The organism is Pseudomonas sp. GW821-FHT01D09 (assembly GCF_059422465.1).
The window spans coordinates 16,446-34,078 of record NZ_JBWKWY010000009.1 but is presented as its reverse complement, the minus strand read 5'-3'; the positions used below and the strand labels follow the sequence as shown (position 1 = coordinate 34,078).

12 protein-coding genes are annotated in these 17,633 nt (G+C 59.9%); 5 read left to right on the top strand and 7 right to left on the bottom strand.

Features of this window, described 5'->3' with window-relative positions; translation table 11 throughout:
* The first annotated feature begins 36 nt into the window (after nt 1-36).
* Entirely contained in the window at nt 37-3,606 is a 3,570-nt protein-coding gene (locus AC07W7_RS11460) for an autotransporter domain-containing protein (protein ID WP_495039338.1), read from the top strand.
* Nucleotides 3,607-3,746: 140 nt separating this feature from the next.
* On the opposite strand, the gene guaA is transcribed toward AC07W7_RS11460, so the two are convergent.
* The 4 genes from guaA to AC07W7_RS11440 all read right to left on the bottom strand — a co-directional run bounded on the left by guaA (nt 3,747) and on the right by AC07W7_RS11440 (nt 8,589).
* The gene (gene guaA, locus AC07W7_RS11455; RefSeq protein WP_076964488.1) at nt 3,747-5,324 is read right to left on the bottom strand and encodes a glutamine-hydrolyzing GMP synthase; all 1,578 of its coding nucleotides are present in this window, start codon (nt 5,322-5,324) and stop codon (nt 3,747-3,749) included.
* 80 nt (nt 5,325-5,404) lie between these two features.
* Nucleotides 5,405-6,874: an IMP dehydrogenase gene (guaB, locus tag AC07W7_RS11450; RefSeq protein ID WP_076964489.1), complete on the bottom strand. Its 1,470-nt coding sequence runs from the start codon at nt 6,872-6,874 to the stop codon at nt 5,405-5,407.
* 263 nt (nt 6,875-7,137) lie between these two features.
* On the bottom strand, nt 7,138-7,686 hold the full coding sequence (locus AC07W7_RS11445; protein ID WP_076964490.1) for a sugar ABC transporter ATPase: 549 nt from the start codon (nt 7,684-7,686) through the stop codon (nt 7,138-7,140).
* A 135-nt stretch (nt 7,687-7,821) separates the two neighbouring features.
* Nucleotides 7,822-8,589 carry a sulfite exporter TauE/SafE family protein gene (locus tag AC07W7_RS11440; protein WP_495039337.1) on the bottom strand — a complete coding sequence of 256 codons (768 nt, stop codon included), beginning with the start codon at nt 8,587-8,589 and terminating at the stop codon, nt 7,822-7,824.
* A 99-nt stretch (nt 8,590-8,688) separates the two neighbouring features.
* Here AC07W7_RS11440 and AC07W7_RS11435 point away from each other — a divergent pair, with 99 nt between their 5' ends.
* The 4 genes from AC07W7_RS11435 to leuA all read left to right on the top strand — a co-directional run bounded on the left by AC07W7_RS11435 (nt 8,689) and on the right by leuA (nt 13,874).
* A complete protein-coding gene (locus tag AC07W7_RS11435) occupies nt 8,689-9,579 on the top strand; it encodes a LysR family transcriptional regulator (RefSeq protein ID WP_495039336.1) in 891 nt (296 codons plus the stop codon).
* Nucleotides 9,580-9,609: 30 nt separating this feature from the next.
* Complete coding sequence (gene xseA, locus AC07W7_RS11430; protein WP_169867002.1) at nt 9,610-10,989, top strand: exodeoxyribonuclease VII large subunit; 1,380 nt, start codon at nt 9,610-9,612, stop codon at nt 10,987-10,989.
* Nucleotides 10,990-10,992: 3 nt separating this feature from the next.
* Entirely contained in the window at nt 10,993-11,814 is an 822-nt protein-coding gene (locus AC07W7_RS11425; RefSeq protein ID WP_495039335.1) for a peptidoglycan DD-metalloendopeptidase family protein, read from the top strand.
* 380 nt (nt 11,815-12,194) lie between these two features.
* Entirely contained in the window at nt 12,195-13,874 is a 1,680-nt protein-coding gene (gene leuA, locus AC07W7_RS11420) for a 2-isopropylmalate synthase (RefSeq protein WP_495039334.1), read from the top strand.
* Between the two features lie 124 nt (nt 13,875-13,998).
* Here leuA and AC07W7_RS11415 read toward each other — a convergent pair whose 3' ends face one another.
* The 3 genes from AC07W7_RS11415 to der all read right to left on the bottom strand — a co-directional run bounded on the left by AC07W7_RS11415 (nt 13,999) and on the right by der (nt 17,615).
* Entirely contained in the window at nt 13,999-14,790 is a 792-nt protein-coding gene (locus AC07W7_RS11415) for an amidohydrolase (RefSeq protein WP_099169887.1), read from the bottom strand.
* Nucleotides 14,778-15,926 (bottom strand): pyridoxal phosphate-dependent aminotransferase, encoded by a 1,149-nt coding sequence (locus tag AC07W7_RS11410; RefSeq protein ID WP_495039333.1) that lies wholly within the window; start codon nt 15,924-15,926, stop codon nt 14,778-14,780. The genes AC07W7_RS11415 and AC07W7_RS11410 overlap by 13 nt, the downstream gene beginning before the upstream one ends.
* A gap of 219 nt (nt 15,927-16,145) precedes the next feature.
* A complete protein-coding gene (gene der, locus AC07W7_RS11405) occupies nt 16,146-17,615 on the bottom strand; it encodes a ribosome biogenesis GTPase Der (protein ID WP_057437955.1) in 1,470 nt (489 codons plus the stop codon).
* Nucleotides 17,616-17,633 lie beyond the last annotated feature (18 nt).

Here is a 17,633-nt window from a genome sequence, read left to right as displayed (position 1 = left end):
GGAAAGCAGCTGGTTCGATGCGAATAAGGAGTAGGCATGAGCCAAAGGAAACCAGGTAATTCCAGCGTGGGCAGATCATCTAAAAAACCATCGTACGATGATAGGTATCGCTCTTTAGGGCCTGAGAACAATTACACTCACAGATTAAATAATTTTTTATCCCCCTCACGTTTGATCCTCCTGCCTGAATGGCATTTGCAAACCAAGAAGCATCTGCTTCGAGGCTTGGCCGTCGCATCATTTTTTTCGAGCCTTGCACATGCCGATGAGCAACCTCTTCAGAAAGAAGATTATGCGCTGAAGTTCATGGTGTTCAACATCTGGAACAAGCAGACGAATTCAAGTATTTGGAGCAAAGATGCGCAGGGTAAGCTGACCGGGTTCTCTGACCCGATGAAAAATCTGATCAATACAGTCAAGCCTGATGTGGCGGTGTTTCCTGAGCTGGACAATAACCGCCCGCAAAAAGCGCTTTTTATAGAAAGCATGAAAAAGCAGTTGGAGATCGCCAATAAAAACAATAACAGCTATTTTGCGCCTGCTTTTCTGGGGACGGCCAACGCCGAAGGTGTAGCCACAACCGTTCGGGCCAACGCCACCGAAGTCCTGCCTGATGGAGACGTGGTGCTCCGTCCGGGCAACGGGTTTCCAAGCGTTATTGTTCATAATGAACACTCTAACTATTACGATGAATCCACACGTCGGGTGGCCGATAACCAGAAATATAACCAACGTGTAAAGCAGGCGTTGTTGCCCATGATCACCATGGGAGACTTTAATGCTGGAGATGTTTCTGAACGCGGGCTTTTGAGTGTCGAAGAGCAAAAATATTTACTCCAGAAACTGACTGCATCAAACCCGAAGAATCGATCGGAACTTTATCTGAACTTACTCAAGGAATACCCCCTTGACCCAGAAGCAGCCGAGGCGGTTCAACGCTATATCCAGGCCGGAGACAGCACCCAAAAAATACTTGATAGTTGGTTTGCCGACGAAAAGTATCCCGTGAAAAACAATTTGCCGGTTTCACTGAACATTCTGAAACAACAGAATCAGATGTTGGAGAATGCAAACAGTAAAGAGTTGTTTGAGCCACTGCAGGCAGGGGATGGAAGAACCACGTGGCCCAGCCTGAATGAGGTGGCAAGCCAAAGTGTCTGGCCAAGCTGGGGGAAGGTCAAAATTGATCATGTTTTTGCTTCGCGGCCTTTTGCCAAATGGATGGTGGTGGATGAGGCGGCAGAAAATACCGGGGTACTGACTCAACAATCCCAGTTTCAGTCGGGTGGCAAGCTTCAATCGCTTTCGGACCACGAGCCCGCTGCGGTTACGGTGCATTGGGCTGGGCCACAGCTGGAGACGTATCGAGCCATGGAAATGGGCAAGGAGACGGAAAAGCTACGCTTGATTTGGGGAGCGGATGCTGCGGCCTACGCTGGCAACGCCAAGACGTTTTTCCTCACACGTAACAATCAGCGTACCGATGTATACCTTGGACAGGTCGCTGACGAGAACGGTATTCCAACCTTGCAGGGCTTAACCCTGGCGCAGAAAAAATCGCGGCTTGATTGCTCAAGTAAAGACGCAGGTTTAAGCAAAGCCATCAGTAGTTATTGCATGGATGATCATTCGCGTTTTAGCGAGTCGGTGATCCAGGACGGTAAAACCCTGATCGTGGAAGAGGATCAAGCCCTGGGGGCAGACGCCAAGCGACTGGTGTTGAACGATGGCCTGTTGAAGATTGTCGGGACCCAGATGAACAGCCTGGCAGGAACCGTGCATTTGAATGGCGCAGGCGGGGCTCTTCAAGTTGATGATGCACGCAACAATGTCAAAGTCGATGGGGTGATCAGCGGCACAGGTGATCTGATAAAGCTGGGCGCTGGCCAGGTAACGCTTAACGCCGCCAATACATACACCGGCAGAACCTTCATCGATGAGGGGCAACTAACTGTCAACGGCTCTATTGCCTCGCAAGCTATTGTTGATCGCAACGCCATGCTGACAGTCAACGGTGTGGTGGCGGGTGTTACTGTCAATAACGGCGGCCTGTTGCAAGTTAACGATGGGGCCCAGGTTGGTCAGGCCACGCTGGGCAGTACTGCTCAAGGGGCAGTAGCCCGCCTGTCTGGCAGAGGCATTGTCCAGCAACTGACGTTCAATAACGGTGGGCAAGCCGCTCCAGGTAACTCTATTGGAACGTTAAACGCCGGTGACATCACGTTTAACCCTGGTTCACTTTATGCCGTAGAGGTGGCGCCTGACGGGCGTAGCGATCGTATCCAAGCAACAGGCCAGGCCGTTATCGCTGGCGGCGATGTGGTGGTCTCCCTGGAAAATGCTACTGCCCCATTGAGCTCGGACGAGACCCGCAGTTTGCTCGGGCAACAGTTCAATATCCTGAGTGCCAGTGCCGGTATCAGTGGCAAGTTTGCCTCGGTGACTCCTGATTATCTCTTTCTAGGGGCAAGCCTGAATTACCAGCCCCAACAGGTGATACTGAGTATTGATCGAAACACCACTCGTTTTGCGGATGTTACACAAAACCCAAACGAACGCTCGGTAGCGACAGCAGCCGACACGTTAAAAGCCAATAACCCGGTTTACGAAAGTCTTTTGCTATCCCGCTCGAATACCGAGGCTCAACAGGCCTTCAGCCAACTTACCGGGCAAATTCACGCTGATCTTGCTGCGGCACAGATGGCGGACAGTCGCTACCTTCGCGAAGCCTTGAACAGTCGTTTGCAACACGTCCAGCAACAGCGTACTGACGCGCACATAGCGGATGCCGGTGAAGGTGGTTGGGTTCAGCTACTGGGCGGACGCAGCCAGATAGAAGGGAGCAACATTGCCAGAGGCTATAGCGCCTCCACCAACGGTGTACTGCTCGGCCTGGATACTGAAGTAATGGATGGCTGGCGTTTAGGAGGCGCAACCGGCTATACCCGCACAACGTTGAATGGCGCGTCTTCTGCTTCTGGTGAAAGTGACAATTATCATCTGTCGTTATATGGCGGCAAACGCTTCGATAGCCTGTCATTGCGTATAGGGGCGGCGTCTACCTGGCATGATCAGGCGACATCGCGCAGCGTTGTGTACGCTCAAATATCAGAGCGTCAGAAGGCGCAATATACCTCCCGCACCGACCAAGTATTCGCCGAGGCCAATTACAACCGATGGGAAAATGTGGAGCCGTTTGTCAACTTGAATCAAGTCAACTTCAAGAGTGACAGTTTTAACGAACATGGGGGGAAAACCTCCCTGCATTCCAGCACACAGACCCAGAGCGCGACATTCTCCACGTTGGGGGTTCGCGGGCAAATGCATGTGCCCATCGAGTCGGTCAGAGCGGTGACCTTGCGTGGTGAATTAGGCTGGCAGCATCAATTCGGCAATCGGGATCGTGATACTTCGTTGAAGTTTGCCGGCAGTGATACAGCCTTTACGATCAACAGTGTACCTGTGTCCCGCGATGGAGCCCTGCTGAAGGCCAGCGCCGAAATTGCGTTATCCAAAGACACTTCGATTTCTCTCAACTACAGCGGGATCGTGTCTGGCAGCGAGAACAGCCATGGTATGAACGCAGGCGTTGCTTTCAGATTTTAGAGAGAGCCCCTCAACGGGACACCCTTTGACAAGGCACAAAGCGGTCAGAGCACGCCAACCCCAAAAAGCCAAAAGCCCGCAATTACGCGGGCTCCAGGACATTTCTTGCTAGTGGGTGCCGGGCAAGGCCCCACGCCCCATCATTCCCACTCAATCGTCGCCGGCGGCTTGCTCGACACGTCGTAAGTCACCCGCGAAATACCTTCGATTTCATTGATGATACGGCCGCTGACCGTCTCCAGCAGTTCGTACGGCAGGTGTGCCCAGCGGGCGGTCATGAAGTCGATGGTTTCGACGGCACGCAGGGCCACGACCCAGGCGTAGCGACGGCCATCGCCAACCACGCCAACCGATTTCACCGGCTGGAACACGACGAAGGCCTGGCTGACTTTGTGGTACCAGTCGGCCTTGCGCAGTTCTTCGATGAAGATGTGATCGGCACGACGCAGCAGGTCGGCGTATTCCTTTTTCACTTCACCGAGGATGCGCACGCCCAGGCCCGGGCCCGGGAAGGGGTGGCGGTAGACCATGTCGTACGGCAGGCCCAGTTCCAGGCCCAGGCGGCGGACTTCGTCCTTGAACAGCTCGCGCAGCGGTTCTACCAGCTTGAGGTTCATTTCCTCAGGCAGGCCACCCACGTTGTGGTGGGACTTGATCACGTGGGCCTTGCCGCTCTTGGCGCCGGCCGACTCGATCACGTCGGGGTAGATGGTGCCCTGGGCCAGGTACTTGATGTTGTCCAGTTTGTTGGACTGGGCATCGAACACGTCGATGAAGGTACGGCCGATGATCTTGCGCTTCTTCTCCGGGTCGGACTCGCCGGCCAGGTTGTTCAGGAACTGATCTTCGGCGTTGGCGCGGATCACCTTGACGCCCATGTTTTCGGCGAACATGGCCATCACTTGCTCGCCTTCGTGCAGGCGCAGCAGGCCGTTGTCGACGAACACGCAGGTCAACTGGTCGCCGATGGCCTTGTGCAGCAGCGCGGCAACCACGGAGGAGTCAACGCCGCCGGACAGGCCGAGCAGCACGTTGTCGGTGCCGACCTGGGCACGCACGTTGGCAATGGCGTCTTCCGCGATTTTCGACGGGGTCCACAGGGCTTCACACTCGCAGATGTCGAGGATGAAGCGCGACAGGATGCGCCCGCCTTGCTTGGTGTGGGTCACTTCCGGGTGGAACTGCACACCGTAGTAACGACGCTCGTCGCTGAACATGCCGGCGATCGGGCAGCTTGGGGTGCTGGCCAGGATGTGGAAGTCTTCCGGCATCCGGGTGACTTTGTCACCGTGGCTCATCCAGACGTCGAGGCCGAACAGGCCGTCGGCGTCGATGTGGTCTTCGATACCGTCCAGCAGACGGCTCTTGCCGACCACATCGACACGGGCATAACCGAATTCACGCAGTTCGGAACCTTCAACCTTGCCGCCCAGTTGCTCGGCCATGGTCTGCATGCCGTAGCAGATACCGAAGACCGGCACGCCCAGGTCGAACACCGCTTGCGGGCAACGCGGGCTGTTGGCTTCGTGCACAGACTCGGGGCCACCGGCCAGGATGACGCCTTTAGGGGCGAATTCGCGGATCGCTTCGTCATCCATGTCGAACGGGTGCAGTTCGCAGTACACGCCGATTTCACGCACGCGGCGGGCGATCAGCTGGGTGTACTGGGAACCGAAGTCGAGGATCAGGATGCGGTGGGCGTGAATGTCGAGGGCCATGAAGTCAGTCTCGTCTAATGAATCAGAAACAACTCGGGGCTGAAGAACAGCCCCGGTTACTTAACGTTTTGCTGGAAGCCTCAACCTACGCGGTAGTTTGGCGCTTCCTTGGTGATCTGTACGTCGTGGACATGGGATTCAGCCATGCCGGCGCCGGTGATCCGTACGAACTCTGGCTTGGTGCGCATTTCTTCGATGTCGGCGCTGCCGGTGTAGCCCATCGAGGAACGCAGGCCGCCCATCAGTTGATGGATGATGGCGCTCAGGGTGCCCTTGTACGGCACACGGCCTTCGATGCCTTCCGGGACGAGCTTCTCGGCGCCTGCCGAGGAGTCCTGGAAGTAACGGTCCGAAGAGCCTTGCGCCTGGGACATGGCGCCCAGCGAACCCATGCCGCGGTAAGCCTTGTACGAACGGCCCTGGAACAGTTCGATCTCGCCCGGCGCTTCTTCAGTACCGGCGAACATCGAGCCCATCATCACGCAGGAAGCACCGGCCACGATGGCCTTGGACAGGTCACCGGAGAAACGGATGCCGCCGTCGGCGATCAACGGTACGCCAGTGCCTTCGAGGGCAGCGGCAACATTGGCGATGGCGCTGATTTGCGGCACGCCCACACCGGCGACGATCCGCGTGGTGCAGATCGAGCCAGGGCCGATACCGACCTTGACCGCATCAGCGCCGGCTTCGGCCAGGGCCTTGGCGGCAGCGCCGGTGGCGATGTTGCCGCCGATCACCTGTACATCGGGGAAGTTCTGCTTGACCCAGCGTACGCGGTCGATCACGCCTTTGGAGTGACCGTGGGCGGTGTCGACCACCACCACGTCAACCCCGGCAGCGACCAGGGCCGCAACGCGGTCGCCGGTGTCTTTACCGGTACCAACGGCGGCGCCAACGCGCAGACGACCTTGGTCATCCTTGCTGGCCAGCGGGTAAGCCTTGGCTTTTTCGATGTCGTTGACGGTCATCATGCCTTTGAGGGCGAATTTGTCGTCGACGATCAGCACGCGCTCGATGCGGTGCTTGTGCAGCAGTTCACGCACATCGTTCTTGTCGGCGCCTTCCTTGACGGTGACGAGGCGCTCTTTAGGCGTCATCACTTCGCGGACGGTGACTTCAAGACGGTTTTCAAAGCGCACGTCACGGGAAGTGACAATGCCGACCAGGTCGCCATTGTGCAGCACGGGAACACCGGAGATGTTGTGCAGGCGGGTCAGGTCGAACAGGTCGCGCACGGTGGCGTCGGCTTCGATGGTGATCGGATCTTTCACCACGCCGGCTTCGTAACGCTTGACCTTGCGCACTTCGGCAGCTTGCTGCTCGATGGTCATGTTCTTGTGGATGATACCGATGCCGCCTTCCTGGGCCATGGCAATGGCCAGACGGGCTTCGGTGACGGTGTCCATGGCAGCGGAAACCAGGGGAATATTCAGCTCGATGCCACGGGTTAGGCGGGTCTTGAGACTGACTTCGTTAGGAAGCACCTCGGAATAACCGGGCACTAGGAGAATGTCGTCGAATGTCAGAGCTTCTTGGCTGATACGCAGCATCGCGGGGGCTCCCGAGCGGGAAAATGGAAGCGCGTCATTATACTCAGACACCCCTCGGGCCTCAACGTAAAACTCTGACAAACTTGGTAATACTGATAGATGGGGAATTTCCAGACCCCGATCGTTCCCATGCTCCGCGTGGGAATGCCTCCTTGGACGCTCCGCGTCCGGGGCCAAGGGCGACGCGGAGCGTCTGGGGATGCATTCCCACGCAGAGCGTGGGAACGATCAGGACACTCTGCGAGGGAACGATCAGGGTGCTGCTAGAGTTCGACTTTGACCCAGCTGATTTTCTGGTCCAGCCAATCGGCAAACTCGTCGATAAAGCTCTGCTTGAACCCCGCTTCCGCCCAGTTGTTGAAGATAAAGCCCAGGTTGGAAAACCCGCATTCCTGCAGGAACAGGAAGCCATTGATGTCATCTTCATGCCCACACAGCGGGCAAGTGAAGTTGTCGGTGTGGCCGGGCATCCAGTCTTCCAGGCTATCGAACAGCGCCTCGCCGACTTCCTTGCGGCATTCCGGGCAGCCGGCTTCTTCGAGAAAGCCCTTGGCCGGGGTATAGATGCAGCGTTTGTAGATGATTTCCAGGCCGTTGACCGGCTCGTTGAACGGCAGCGCCTCGGGGTGCAGCACCACGGCGCGGGCGCCGTCGGCCAGGGCGTAGCCCATGCGGTTGCCGGTGCGGCCACAGGTGGTCAGTTCTTCCTTGATGATGTTCTTGCGCACCAGCCAACGCACGATGGCCCGGGCGCGGGGTTCGTGGACAGGCAAGGTGGAGATTTTCGGGACAAGGATGCTTTGGGAATTCATGGGAGTCCTGCGGTGTGGCGTCTGACGCCATCGCGGGCAAGCCCGCTCCCCCATTCGATTGCATTTCAATGTGGGAGCGGGCTTGCCCGCGATGAGGCCCTAGAGCCCGGCAGCTTAATCCCTGATACACACAGGTCAAGTACTCAAATACCGCCCAATCAAGGCAATGCCACTGGCCAGTACCAACCACGTCACCAACCGCACAAACGCCTCACGGGACATGCGCAAGGTCAACCGCCGCCCCGCCCATAGCCCCAGGGCCATCGCCGGTAGCAGGCACACCGCCAACAGCAGCAGTGGCAACTCGGCATACACCCCGGCGATCAAAAACAGACTCAGGCGCACCACCGTGCTCGCACTGATCAGCGCACTTTGGGTCGCCCGCGCCCCGTCCTTGGGCAGGCGGCTGTTCAGATAAATCGCATATAAAAAGCCGCCACTGCCAAACAACGCACCAAACAACCCACCCACCACGCCCATCGGCACCGCCCAGCCGGCAGCCAGGGCCGTGGGCTTGGCCCTGACCGCCAGGCTGTAGATGGCATAGGCGCTGATAAACAGGCCCATCAACAGCACAAGCAGGTCCGACTGCAGGTTGAGCAAGAAGACCACGCCGAGGGTGCAGCCAATGGCCATGCACGGCAGTAATCGCAGCAGCTCCGGCCTAACCACATCCCGCCGCGATTGCAGCAGGTTGCCAAACGCTGCAACAAAATCCAGCAGCACCAATAGCGGGATAATCTTCGACAACGGCATAAACATAATCAGGATCGGCCCAGCCACCAGTGCCGTGCCAAAGCCGGCGATGCCAAACACGATATAGGCCAGGGCAATCCCCAGGCCGATCACCAGCCAGTCCACCGTCCCGAGCGACCACTGCCCCATCAATTCAACCAGGCTCATGCAATATTCCTTGTCAGTGATGGCCCTCACTTTAGCCAAGCGGATGAGTTGCGACTAATATCTTCCAGGCCCTCTACCCATCTCGAAAAGGCATAACTCGTGATTTCCACCCGGCAACTGCGTTACTTCGTTGAAATCGCCGAGAGCGGCAGCTTCAGCGCCGCCGCCGAGCGCCTGTTTGTCGCGCAATCGGCCCTTAGCCGGCAGATCAAGGAGCTGGAAAACTTCCTGCAAACGCCGCTGTTCGAGCGCACCGCCCGCCAACCCAGACTCACAGCAGCCGGCGAAGCGTTTTATCCACGGGCACGCAACCTGCTGGGCGAGTTGCACAAGGCCAGTGAACTGGCGACCCAGGTCGGCCACGGCCAGCTCGGCACCCTGCGCCTGAGCCATTCCAGTACGGTGCCGATGAGTGGGCGGATGCTGCGCGGGATCAGCACCTGGCTGGAGCAGTGCCCCGGGGTGTCGCTGGATATCGCCAAACTGTCCTCCGAAGCGCAGTTGGAGGAGATTGCCGAGGGTCGCCTGGAGGTCGGCCTCCTCCGCCTGCCGGTGCTGCGTCAGCGCGAAGGGGTGCGCATCGCGCCTCTATATAAGGAGCCACTGTTGCTGGCCGTCCCGCCGGCCCACCGTTTGGCCGGGCACACATCGGCCATTGAACTGGCGCAATTGAAAGACGAAGCCTTTATCTCGATCCCCCACCCGCAACGCGGCGGCCTGAGTTACCTGTCAGCCGAGTTGTGCATGCGTGCCGGATTTTTCCCCAAGGCCGCCCGGGTGATGTCGCGCAAGACCACCCAATTGCAGTTGATCCAGGCCGGGTTTGGCATTGCCCTGCTACCCGAGTCGATGCGCGACATTGCCCCGGCCAATATTCACTTCCTGCCCCTGGCCGACCCCGATGCTCATAGCACCGTGGCCCTGGCCTGCGCGCAGGCGCCGAGCGCGTTGGTGGCGCAGTTCTGTCAAACCTTGGGCGAATGCCTATAAACTGCCGCCCATGACTAAAGATCTCTTGCCATGATTAAAGACCCGTTTGCCCGCCTGGGCCTGGACCGCGAAGTCCTGACGGTCAGCCAGCTCAACGGCCGCGCGCGGGTGTTGCTGGAGGACGTGTTCAGCAATATCTGGGTCGAGGGCGAGATCTCCAACCTCGCCCGCCCGGCCTCCGGCCATGTGTATTTCACCCTCAAGGACAGCGGCGCGCAGGTGCGTTGTGCGCTGTTTCGCAATAACGCTGCGCGGGTGCGCCAGGCGCTGAAGGATGGCCTGGCGGTCAAGGTGCGCGGCAAGGTCTCGCTGTTCGAGGGGCGTGGCGACTATCAGTTGATCCTCGACACCGTGGAGCCCGCCGGTGATGGTGCGTTGCGCCTGGCCTTCGATGCCCTGAAGGAAAAACTCAGCGCCGAAGGGCTGTTCAGTGCCGAGCGCAAGGTGCCACTGCCGGCCCACCCGCGGCGCATCGGGATTATCAGCTCGCCCACGGGCGCGGTGATCCGCGACATCATCAGTGTGTTCGGCCGCCGCGCACCGAACGTGCAACTGACCCTGATCCCCACCGCCGTGCAGGGCCGCGAAGCCGTGGCGCAGATTGTCCGCGCCCTCAAGCTGGCGGATGCCCGTGGTTTCGATGCGCTGATCCTGGCCCGGGGTGGTGGCTCCCTGGAAGACCTCTGGTGCTTCAACGAAGAAGCCGTGGCGCGGGCCATCGATGCCTGTGTCACGCCTATCGTCAGTGCGGTCGGCCATGAGACCGATGTGTCCATCAGCGACTTCGTGGCCGACGTACGCGCGCCCACGCCGTCGGCGGCTGCGGAGTTGCTGGCGCCGGACGCCAGCAACCTGGTGCGCCAGGTCGAAAGCCTGCACCGGCGCCTGGTGATGCTGATGCGCAACCGCCTGACCCACGACCGCCTGCGCCTGGAAGGCATGGCCCGGCGCCTGCGCCACCCCGGTGAGCGCCTGCGCCAGCAGGCCCAGCGCCTGGATGACCTGGACATGCGCCTGCGCCGTGCGTTCGAGCGCAGCCTCAATACCCGGCGCGAGCGCCTGATCCGCCTGGAAACGCGCCTGGCCGGCCAGCATCCGGGGCGGCAACTGGCCCTGCTGCGCCAACGCCTGGACAGCCTCGCCGAACGCCTGCCCCGGGCCATGCGCGAAGGCCTCAAGGCGCGGCGCCTGCAACTGCAAAGCCAGGTGCAGACGTTGCAGGTGGTCAGCCCGCTGGCGACCCTGGGCCGTGGCTACAGCATCCTGCTGGACGAGCGCGGCCAGGCCATTCGCACTGCCGCGCAAACCCACACCGGCCAGCGCCTGACCGCGCGCCTCGGTGAAGGCCAATTGCAAGTGCGGGTCGAAGATAACCACCTGACCCCCGTCACCCTTTCATTACTGGATTGATTGATGCCTCGTCTATTTAGCCTGTTGATGTTGCTGTGCCTCGCCTTCAATGCCCATGCCGACAGCTACATCACCCGCACCCTGAACAAGCCGGTGCCCGGTGGCGTGGCCGTGGTCGACCTGGGCCCTGGGGCCATCGCGCCAAAAGCCACCTATCAGGGCAAGCCGGTGCTGGTGGTCAAGGAACAGGACAACTGGCTGGCGATTGTCGGCATCCCGTTGACGGTCAAGCCCGGTAACGAGCGCATCAGCAGTGGCGGGCGCACCCTGCCGTTTATCGTCGGCTACAAAAAGTACCCGGAACAGCGCATCACCCTGAAGAACAAAAGCCAGGTCAACCCCGCCCCGGCGCAACTCAAGCGCATCGAAGGCGAGTTGGCCGTACAGCTCAAGGCTTACCGCAGCTTCAGCCCGAACCTGCCGAGCAACCTGGTGCTGGACAAGCCGGTGAACGGTCCGCTGTCGAGCAAGTTCGGCGTGCGCCGCTTCTTCAACGGTGAAGAGCGCAACCCGCATTCGGGCCTGGACTTCGCGGTACCCGCCGGCACGCCGATCAAGACGCCGGCCAATGGCAAGGTGATCCTGGTGGGTAATTACTTCTTCAATGGCAACACCGTGTTTGTCGACCATGGCCAGGGCTTTATCAGCATGTTCTGCCATATGTCGAAAATTGACGTGAAGGTAGGCCAGCAATTGGTGCGTGGGGCGGTGGTCGGCAAGGTCGGTTCGACGGGCCGGGCGACCGGGCCGCATATGCATTGGAATGTCAGCTTGAATGATGCACGGGTGGACCCGGCGATCTTTATTGGCGCGTTCCAGCCTTGATGTGATCGCTGGGCACACTGGCGCCATCGCGGGCTTGCATGCGACGGCGCCAGCCCTGTCGCCGCTGATTGCGCATCTTGAAAGCCTTACGCAAACAAAACAAAGCCTCTAGAACTTCAGCACAATAAAATCTCGTTTCCTACAGCAATAGCAGAACTTCTCTCAATTTTTTTCGACTGCTTGCCATCTTTCACCCCGGCGGTTAGGGTTGAGCTTATGAAAACCTCTCACACCCTCATTCAGCTCCGCCAGCACCGCAGCCTGTGCCTCGTCAGCGCACGACTGCCAGGCTGAATCGATCTGCCTCGCCCCCCGGTTTTATCCAATAAACGCTTTCTGGCAGGCCGCCTCTTCTCGGCCCTACAACAAGGATTCTTCTGATGAGCATGCTCAAAGACCCGTCGTCTAAATACCGCGCGTTCCCGACCATTGATATCCCGGACCGCACCTGGCCATCGAAAACCATCACCAGCGCGCCGATCTGGTGCAGCTCCGACTTGCGCGACGGCAACCAGTCGCTGATCGAGCCGATGGATGCGGTGAAGAAACTGCGCTTCTGGAAAACCCTGGTCGCCGTGGGCGTGAAAGAAATCGAGGCATCGTTCCCGGCCGCGTCGCAGACCGACTTCGACTTTGTACGCACCCTGATCGAAGACAACCATATCCCCGAGGACACCACCATCCAGGTGCTGACCCAGGGCCGTGAAGACTTGATCGCACGGACTTTTGAATCCCTGCGCGGCGCCAAGAAAGCCATCGTGCACTTGTACAACGCCACCTCGCCGTCCTTCCGCCGTATTGTGTTCAACCAGGACAAGGACGGGATCAAGGCCATCGCGGTCGATGCCGCCAAGCTGTTCGTCAAATACGCCGCCCAGCAGCCGGAAACCCAGTGGACCTTCGAGTATTCCCCGGAGACCTTCAGCGCTACTGAACTGGAATTCGCCAAGGAAGTGTGCGACGCGGTGATCGAGGTGTGGAACCCGACACCCGAGCACAAGATGATCCTCAACCTGCCGGCCACCGTGGAATGCGCCACGCCCAATATCTATGCCGACCAGATCGAGTGGTTCGGTCGCCATATCAACCGTCGTGACAGCGTGATCATCAGCCTGCACACCCACAACGACCGTGGCACTGGCGTCGCGGCCACCGAGCTGGGCCTGATGGCCGGCGCCGACCGTGTCGAAGGCTGCCTGTTCGGCAATGGCGAGCGTACCGGTAACGTCGACCTGGTCACCGTGGCATTGAACCTCTACACCCAGGGCGTGAACCCTGAGCTGGACTTTTCCGACATCGACGGCGTACGCAAAGTGGTCGAAGAGTGCAACCAGATCCCGGTGCACCCACGTCACCCGTATGTCGGCGACCTGGTCCACACCGCGTTCTCCGGCTCGCACCAGGATGCGATCCGCAAGGGCTTCGCCCAGCAGAAACCGGATGCCTTGTGGGAAGTGCCGTACTTGCCGATCGACCCGGCCGATATTGGCCGCAGCTACGAAGCGGTGATCCGCGTCAACAGCCAGTCGGGCAAGGGCGGCATCGCCTACCTGCTGGAGCAGGAATACGGCATCAGCTTGCCACGCCGCATGCAGATCGAGTTCAGCCAGGTGGTACAGGCCGAGACCGACCGCGTGGGCCTGGAAATGACCGCCGCGCAGATCCACGCGTTATTGCAGCGCGAATACCTGCAAGCCAACACCCCGTACGCCTTGGTCAGCCATCGCCTGCAGGAAGAAAACGGCAACAGCTCGGTAGAAGTTGAAGTCTCCGGCAAGGGCCAGGGCGAAACCAACCTGCGCTGGCACGGCAAGGGCAATGGTGCGCTGGAAGCGCTGGTGGCCGGCCTGCCGATTGGGGTCGAGATCATGGACTACAACGAGCACGCGATTGGCGCGGGCACTAACGCCAAGGCGGCGGCCTACATCGAATTGCGCGTGAACGGCGAGCGTCCGGTGCATGGCGTGGGTATCGATGAAAACATCACCACGGCCAGCTTCAAGGCAGTGTTCAGCGCGCTGAACCGTTCGTTGAGCCAGCTGGAAGCGAAAGCGGCGTAACGCTGCCCTGATCGTTCCCACGCTCCGCGTGGGAATGCACCTCAGGACGCTCTGCGTCCGCTCTTAAAGGCACGACGCGGAGCGTCACTGGAGGCGTTCCCACGCGGAGCGTGGGAACGATCAGTCACAGGAATGTGAAGGCATCGGCATCCAGGTTTGCTGGGAATTTTTGACGATACTCCGCCAACTGCGCCGCCTCCAGGCACACCTGGAACACCCCGTCCGCCTCCCCCGCGCTCAGCAGGCTTTCGCCCTGGAAGTCCAGGACCTGGCTGTCCCCGGTGTAGGCAAAGCCCTTGCCGTCCGTGCCCACCCGGTTCACCGCCGCCACATAACACAGGTTTTCGATGGCCCGGGCCGGCAACAGGCGGTTCCAGTGCTGGCGCCGCGCACCCGGCCAGTTGGCGGTGTACAGCAGCAGGTCGGTATCCTGGGCGTCGCGACTCCACACCGGGAAGCGCAGGTCGTAGCAGATCAGCGGGCGAATCCGCCAGCCCTTGAGCTCGAACTGCACCTGGCGCTCGCCGGGGGTGTAGTGATTATGCTCGCCGGCCATGCGAAACAGATGGCGCTTGTCGTAGTGCAGCACCTCACCATCGGGCCGCGCCCACAACAGGCGGTTGCGGTGGCTGCCATCGGCCGCCTGGATGATCACGCTGCCGGTAATCACCGCGTTGTACTTCTGCGCCTGGGCCTTGAGCCACTTATGGGTCGGCCCCTGCTCCGCTTCGGCCAGCGCTTCGGACGCCATGGAGAAGCCGGTGGTGAACATTTCCGGCAGCACGATCAGGTCGGCGCCCCTGGCCTGCTCCAGCAACAGTTCAAAATGCTCCAGGTTGGCCTGGCGGTCATGCCAGGCCAGGGTGGTCTGTACCAGGGCGATGTTCAGGTCGGGTAAAGCACTTAGATCACGCATAGTTTCTCAGCTGCTTGGCGCAGCGTCTCCTCGCGTTTGGCAAAGCACAGGCGCACCAGGCGCTGGCCTTGGGGTGGGTTCTGGTAGAACACCGAGACCGGAATCGTCGCCACCCCATGCTCGCGGGTCATCCACAGCGACATGGCCACGTCATCCAGGTCCGGGCGAATCTGTGAGTAATCCACCAGTTGAAAGTAAGTACCGGGCACCCGCGCAAAACTAAAACGCGAGGGAGTCAGCAGATCGCAGAACAGGTCGCGCTTGGCCTGGTAGAAGGCCGGCAGTTCTTCGACATGTTCCGGGTGCTCGGCCATAAAGTCGGCCAGGGCGTACTGCAACGGCGTTACACCGCAGAAGCTGACGTATTGATGTACCTTGCGCAGCTCGGCACTCAAGGCCGCGGGCGCCACCACGTAGCCGGTTTTCCAGCCGGTGACGTGATAGGTCTTGCCAAAGGAGCTGACCACGAACGCGCGCGGATACAGCTCTTCGTGGGCCAGGACGCTGACATGGGGCACGCCATCGAATACCAGGTGCTCGTAGACCTCATCGCTGACCAGGTAGAGATCACGGTCACGGATCAGTTCGGCCAGTTGGTCCAGCTCGGCACGGCTGATCAGGGCACCGCTGGGGTTGTGCGGGGTGTTGAGGATGATCATGCGCGTACGCGGGGACAGCGCGGCCCTGATCTGCTCGAAATCCAGGCTGAAGTCCCCCGGCGCCAATGGCACATGCACGCACCGCCCACCGGCCAGCTCCACCGCCGGCTCGTAGCTGTCGTAGCACGGGTCGAAGACCATCACTTCATCACCGCTGCGGATCACCGCCTGGATCGCACAGAAGATCGCCTGGGTGGCGCCGGGGGTGATGGTGACTTCGCTGTCGGGACAAACCTGCACGCCATAGCTGCGGGCGATCTTGGCCGCCACTTGCTGGCGCAGGGCCGGCAGGCCGGTCATCGGTGCGTATTGGTTATGGCCACTGGCAACGTGTTTACCCACCGCGTCGAGCAAGGCCTGGGGGCCGTTGAAGTCGGGGAAGCCCTGGGACAGGTTCAGCGCGCCGGTTTCGGCAGCGAGTTGCGACATGGTGGTGAAAATGGTGGTGCCGACATTTGGCAACTTGCTGGTGATCATTCGGTGGGCCCCTGGCGGTGAGTTACAAGTTGTAAGCTGCAAGCGCCGAAGGGTCAATCGTGAGGCACAAAAAAGGGCTCGTTCAGAGCCCCTTCTTGGGTAACGCCTAACTTACATAAGAGCTGGCTTGCCTGGGATGACGGTGGGTCAGTCAGCACATCGGTGTCTGACCTGTCGCTATCGCGGGCAAGCCCGCTCCCACACAAGCGCGCTCCACTATCAGCGGCGGTCTTTACGCTTTTTGTCAGCCTTCTTGTTGTGGCTCATCAAGCGACGCTTCTTGTTCACTTGGCGGTCAGTCAGGCTGTTCTTGTTACCTTCGTACGGGTTCTCGCCACCTTTGAACTCGATGCGGATCGGCGTGCCGACCAGCTTCAAGACGCGGCGGTAGGTGTTTTCCAGGTAACGCACGTAGGACTTGGGCACCTTCTCGATCTGGTTACCGTGGATCACGATAATCGGCGGGTTGGCACCCCCCAAGTGGGCGTAACGCAGCTTGATCCGGCGGTTATTGACCATCGGTGGCGCGTGTTCGCCCACGGCGTCTTCGAGGATCTGGGTCAGGCGGTTGGTCGGCCAGCGGGTAACCGCGGACTTGAACGAGTTCTGCACCGAGGCGTAGAGGTTGCCCACGCCAGTGCCGTGCAACGCCGAGATAAAGTGGATATCGGCGAAGTCGACGAAGAACAACCGACGTTGCAGCTCGACCTTGACGAAGTCACGCTCGCTCGGGGTCATGCCGTCCCACTTGTTGATCGCGATCACCAGTGCCCGACCGGCCTCCAGGGCAAAGCCCAGCAGGTTGAGGTCGTGGTCGACCACGCCTTCGCGGGCGTCCATGACGAAGATCACGACGTTGGCGTCTTTGATCGCCTGCAGGGTCTTGACCACCGAGAACTTTTCGACTTCCTCGTGGATCTTGCCGCGCTTGCGCACACCGGCGGTGTCGATCAGCGTGTACTTCTCGTCGTTACGCTCGAACGGGATGTAGATGCTATCGCGGGTGGTGCCGGGCTGGTCATAGACGATTACCCGGTCTTCACCGAGCATGCGGTTGACCAGGGTCGACTTGCCCACGTTCGGGCGGCCGATGATGGCGATCTTGATACCGTCTTTTTCGCTTGGGCCAGGAATGCGCTTGGCTTCCTCGCCTTCGGCGACGATCTCTTCCTCACCTTCGACTTCTTCGGCGTCATCCTTGGGGAAGTCGCGCAGGGCGATTTCCAACATCTGGGTGATGCCGCGACCGTGGGCACCGGCGACCGGAATCGCGTCACCCAGGCCCATCGGGCTGAATTCGGCTCGGGCCGCCTCAGGATCGATGTTGTCGATCTTGTTGGCGATCAGATAGGAGCGCTTGTTACGCTTGCGCAGGTGCTCGCCGATCATCTGGTCGGCAGCGGTGTAGCCCGCACGGGCATCCACCAGGAACAACACGACATCGGCTTCTTCGATGGCCAGCAGCGACTGCTCGGCCATCTTTTCGTCCATGCCATGCTCGTCACCGGAGATACCACCGGTGTCGACAATAATGTAGGAGCGCCCTTGCCACTTTGCCTCACCGTATTGGCGATCACGGGTCAGACCGGACAAGTCGCCGACGATGGCGTCGCGAGTCCTGGTCAGGCGGTTGAACAAGGTGGACTTGCCGACGTTAGGTCGGCCCACCAGGGCGATTACGGGAACCATGCGGCTCTCCACTGCGTT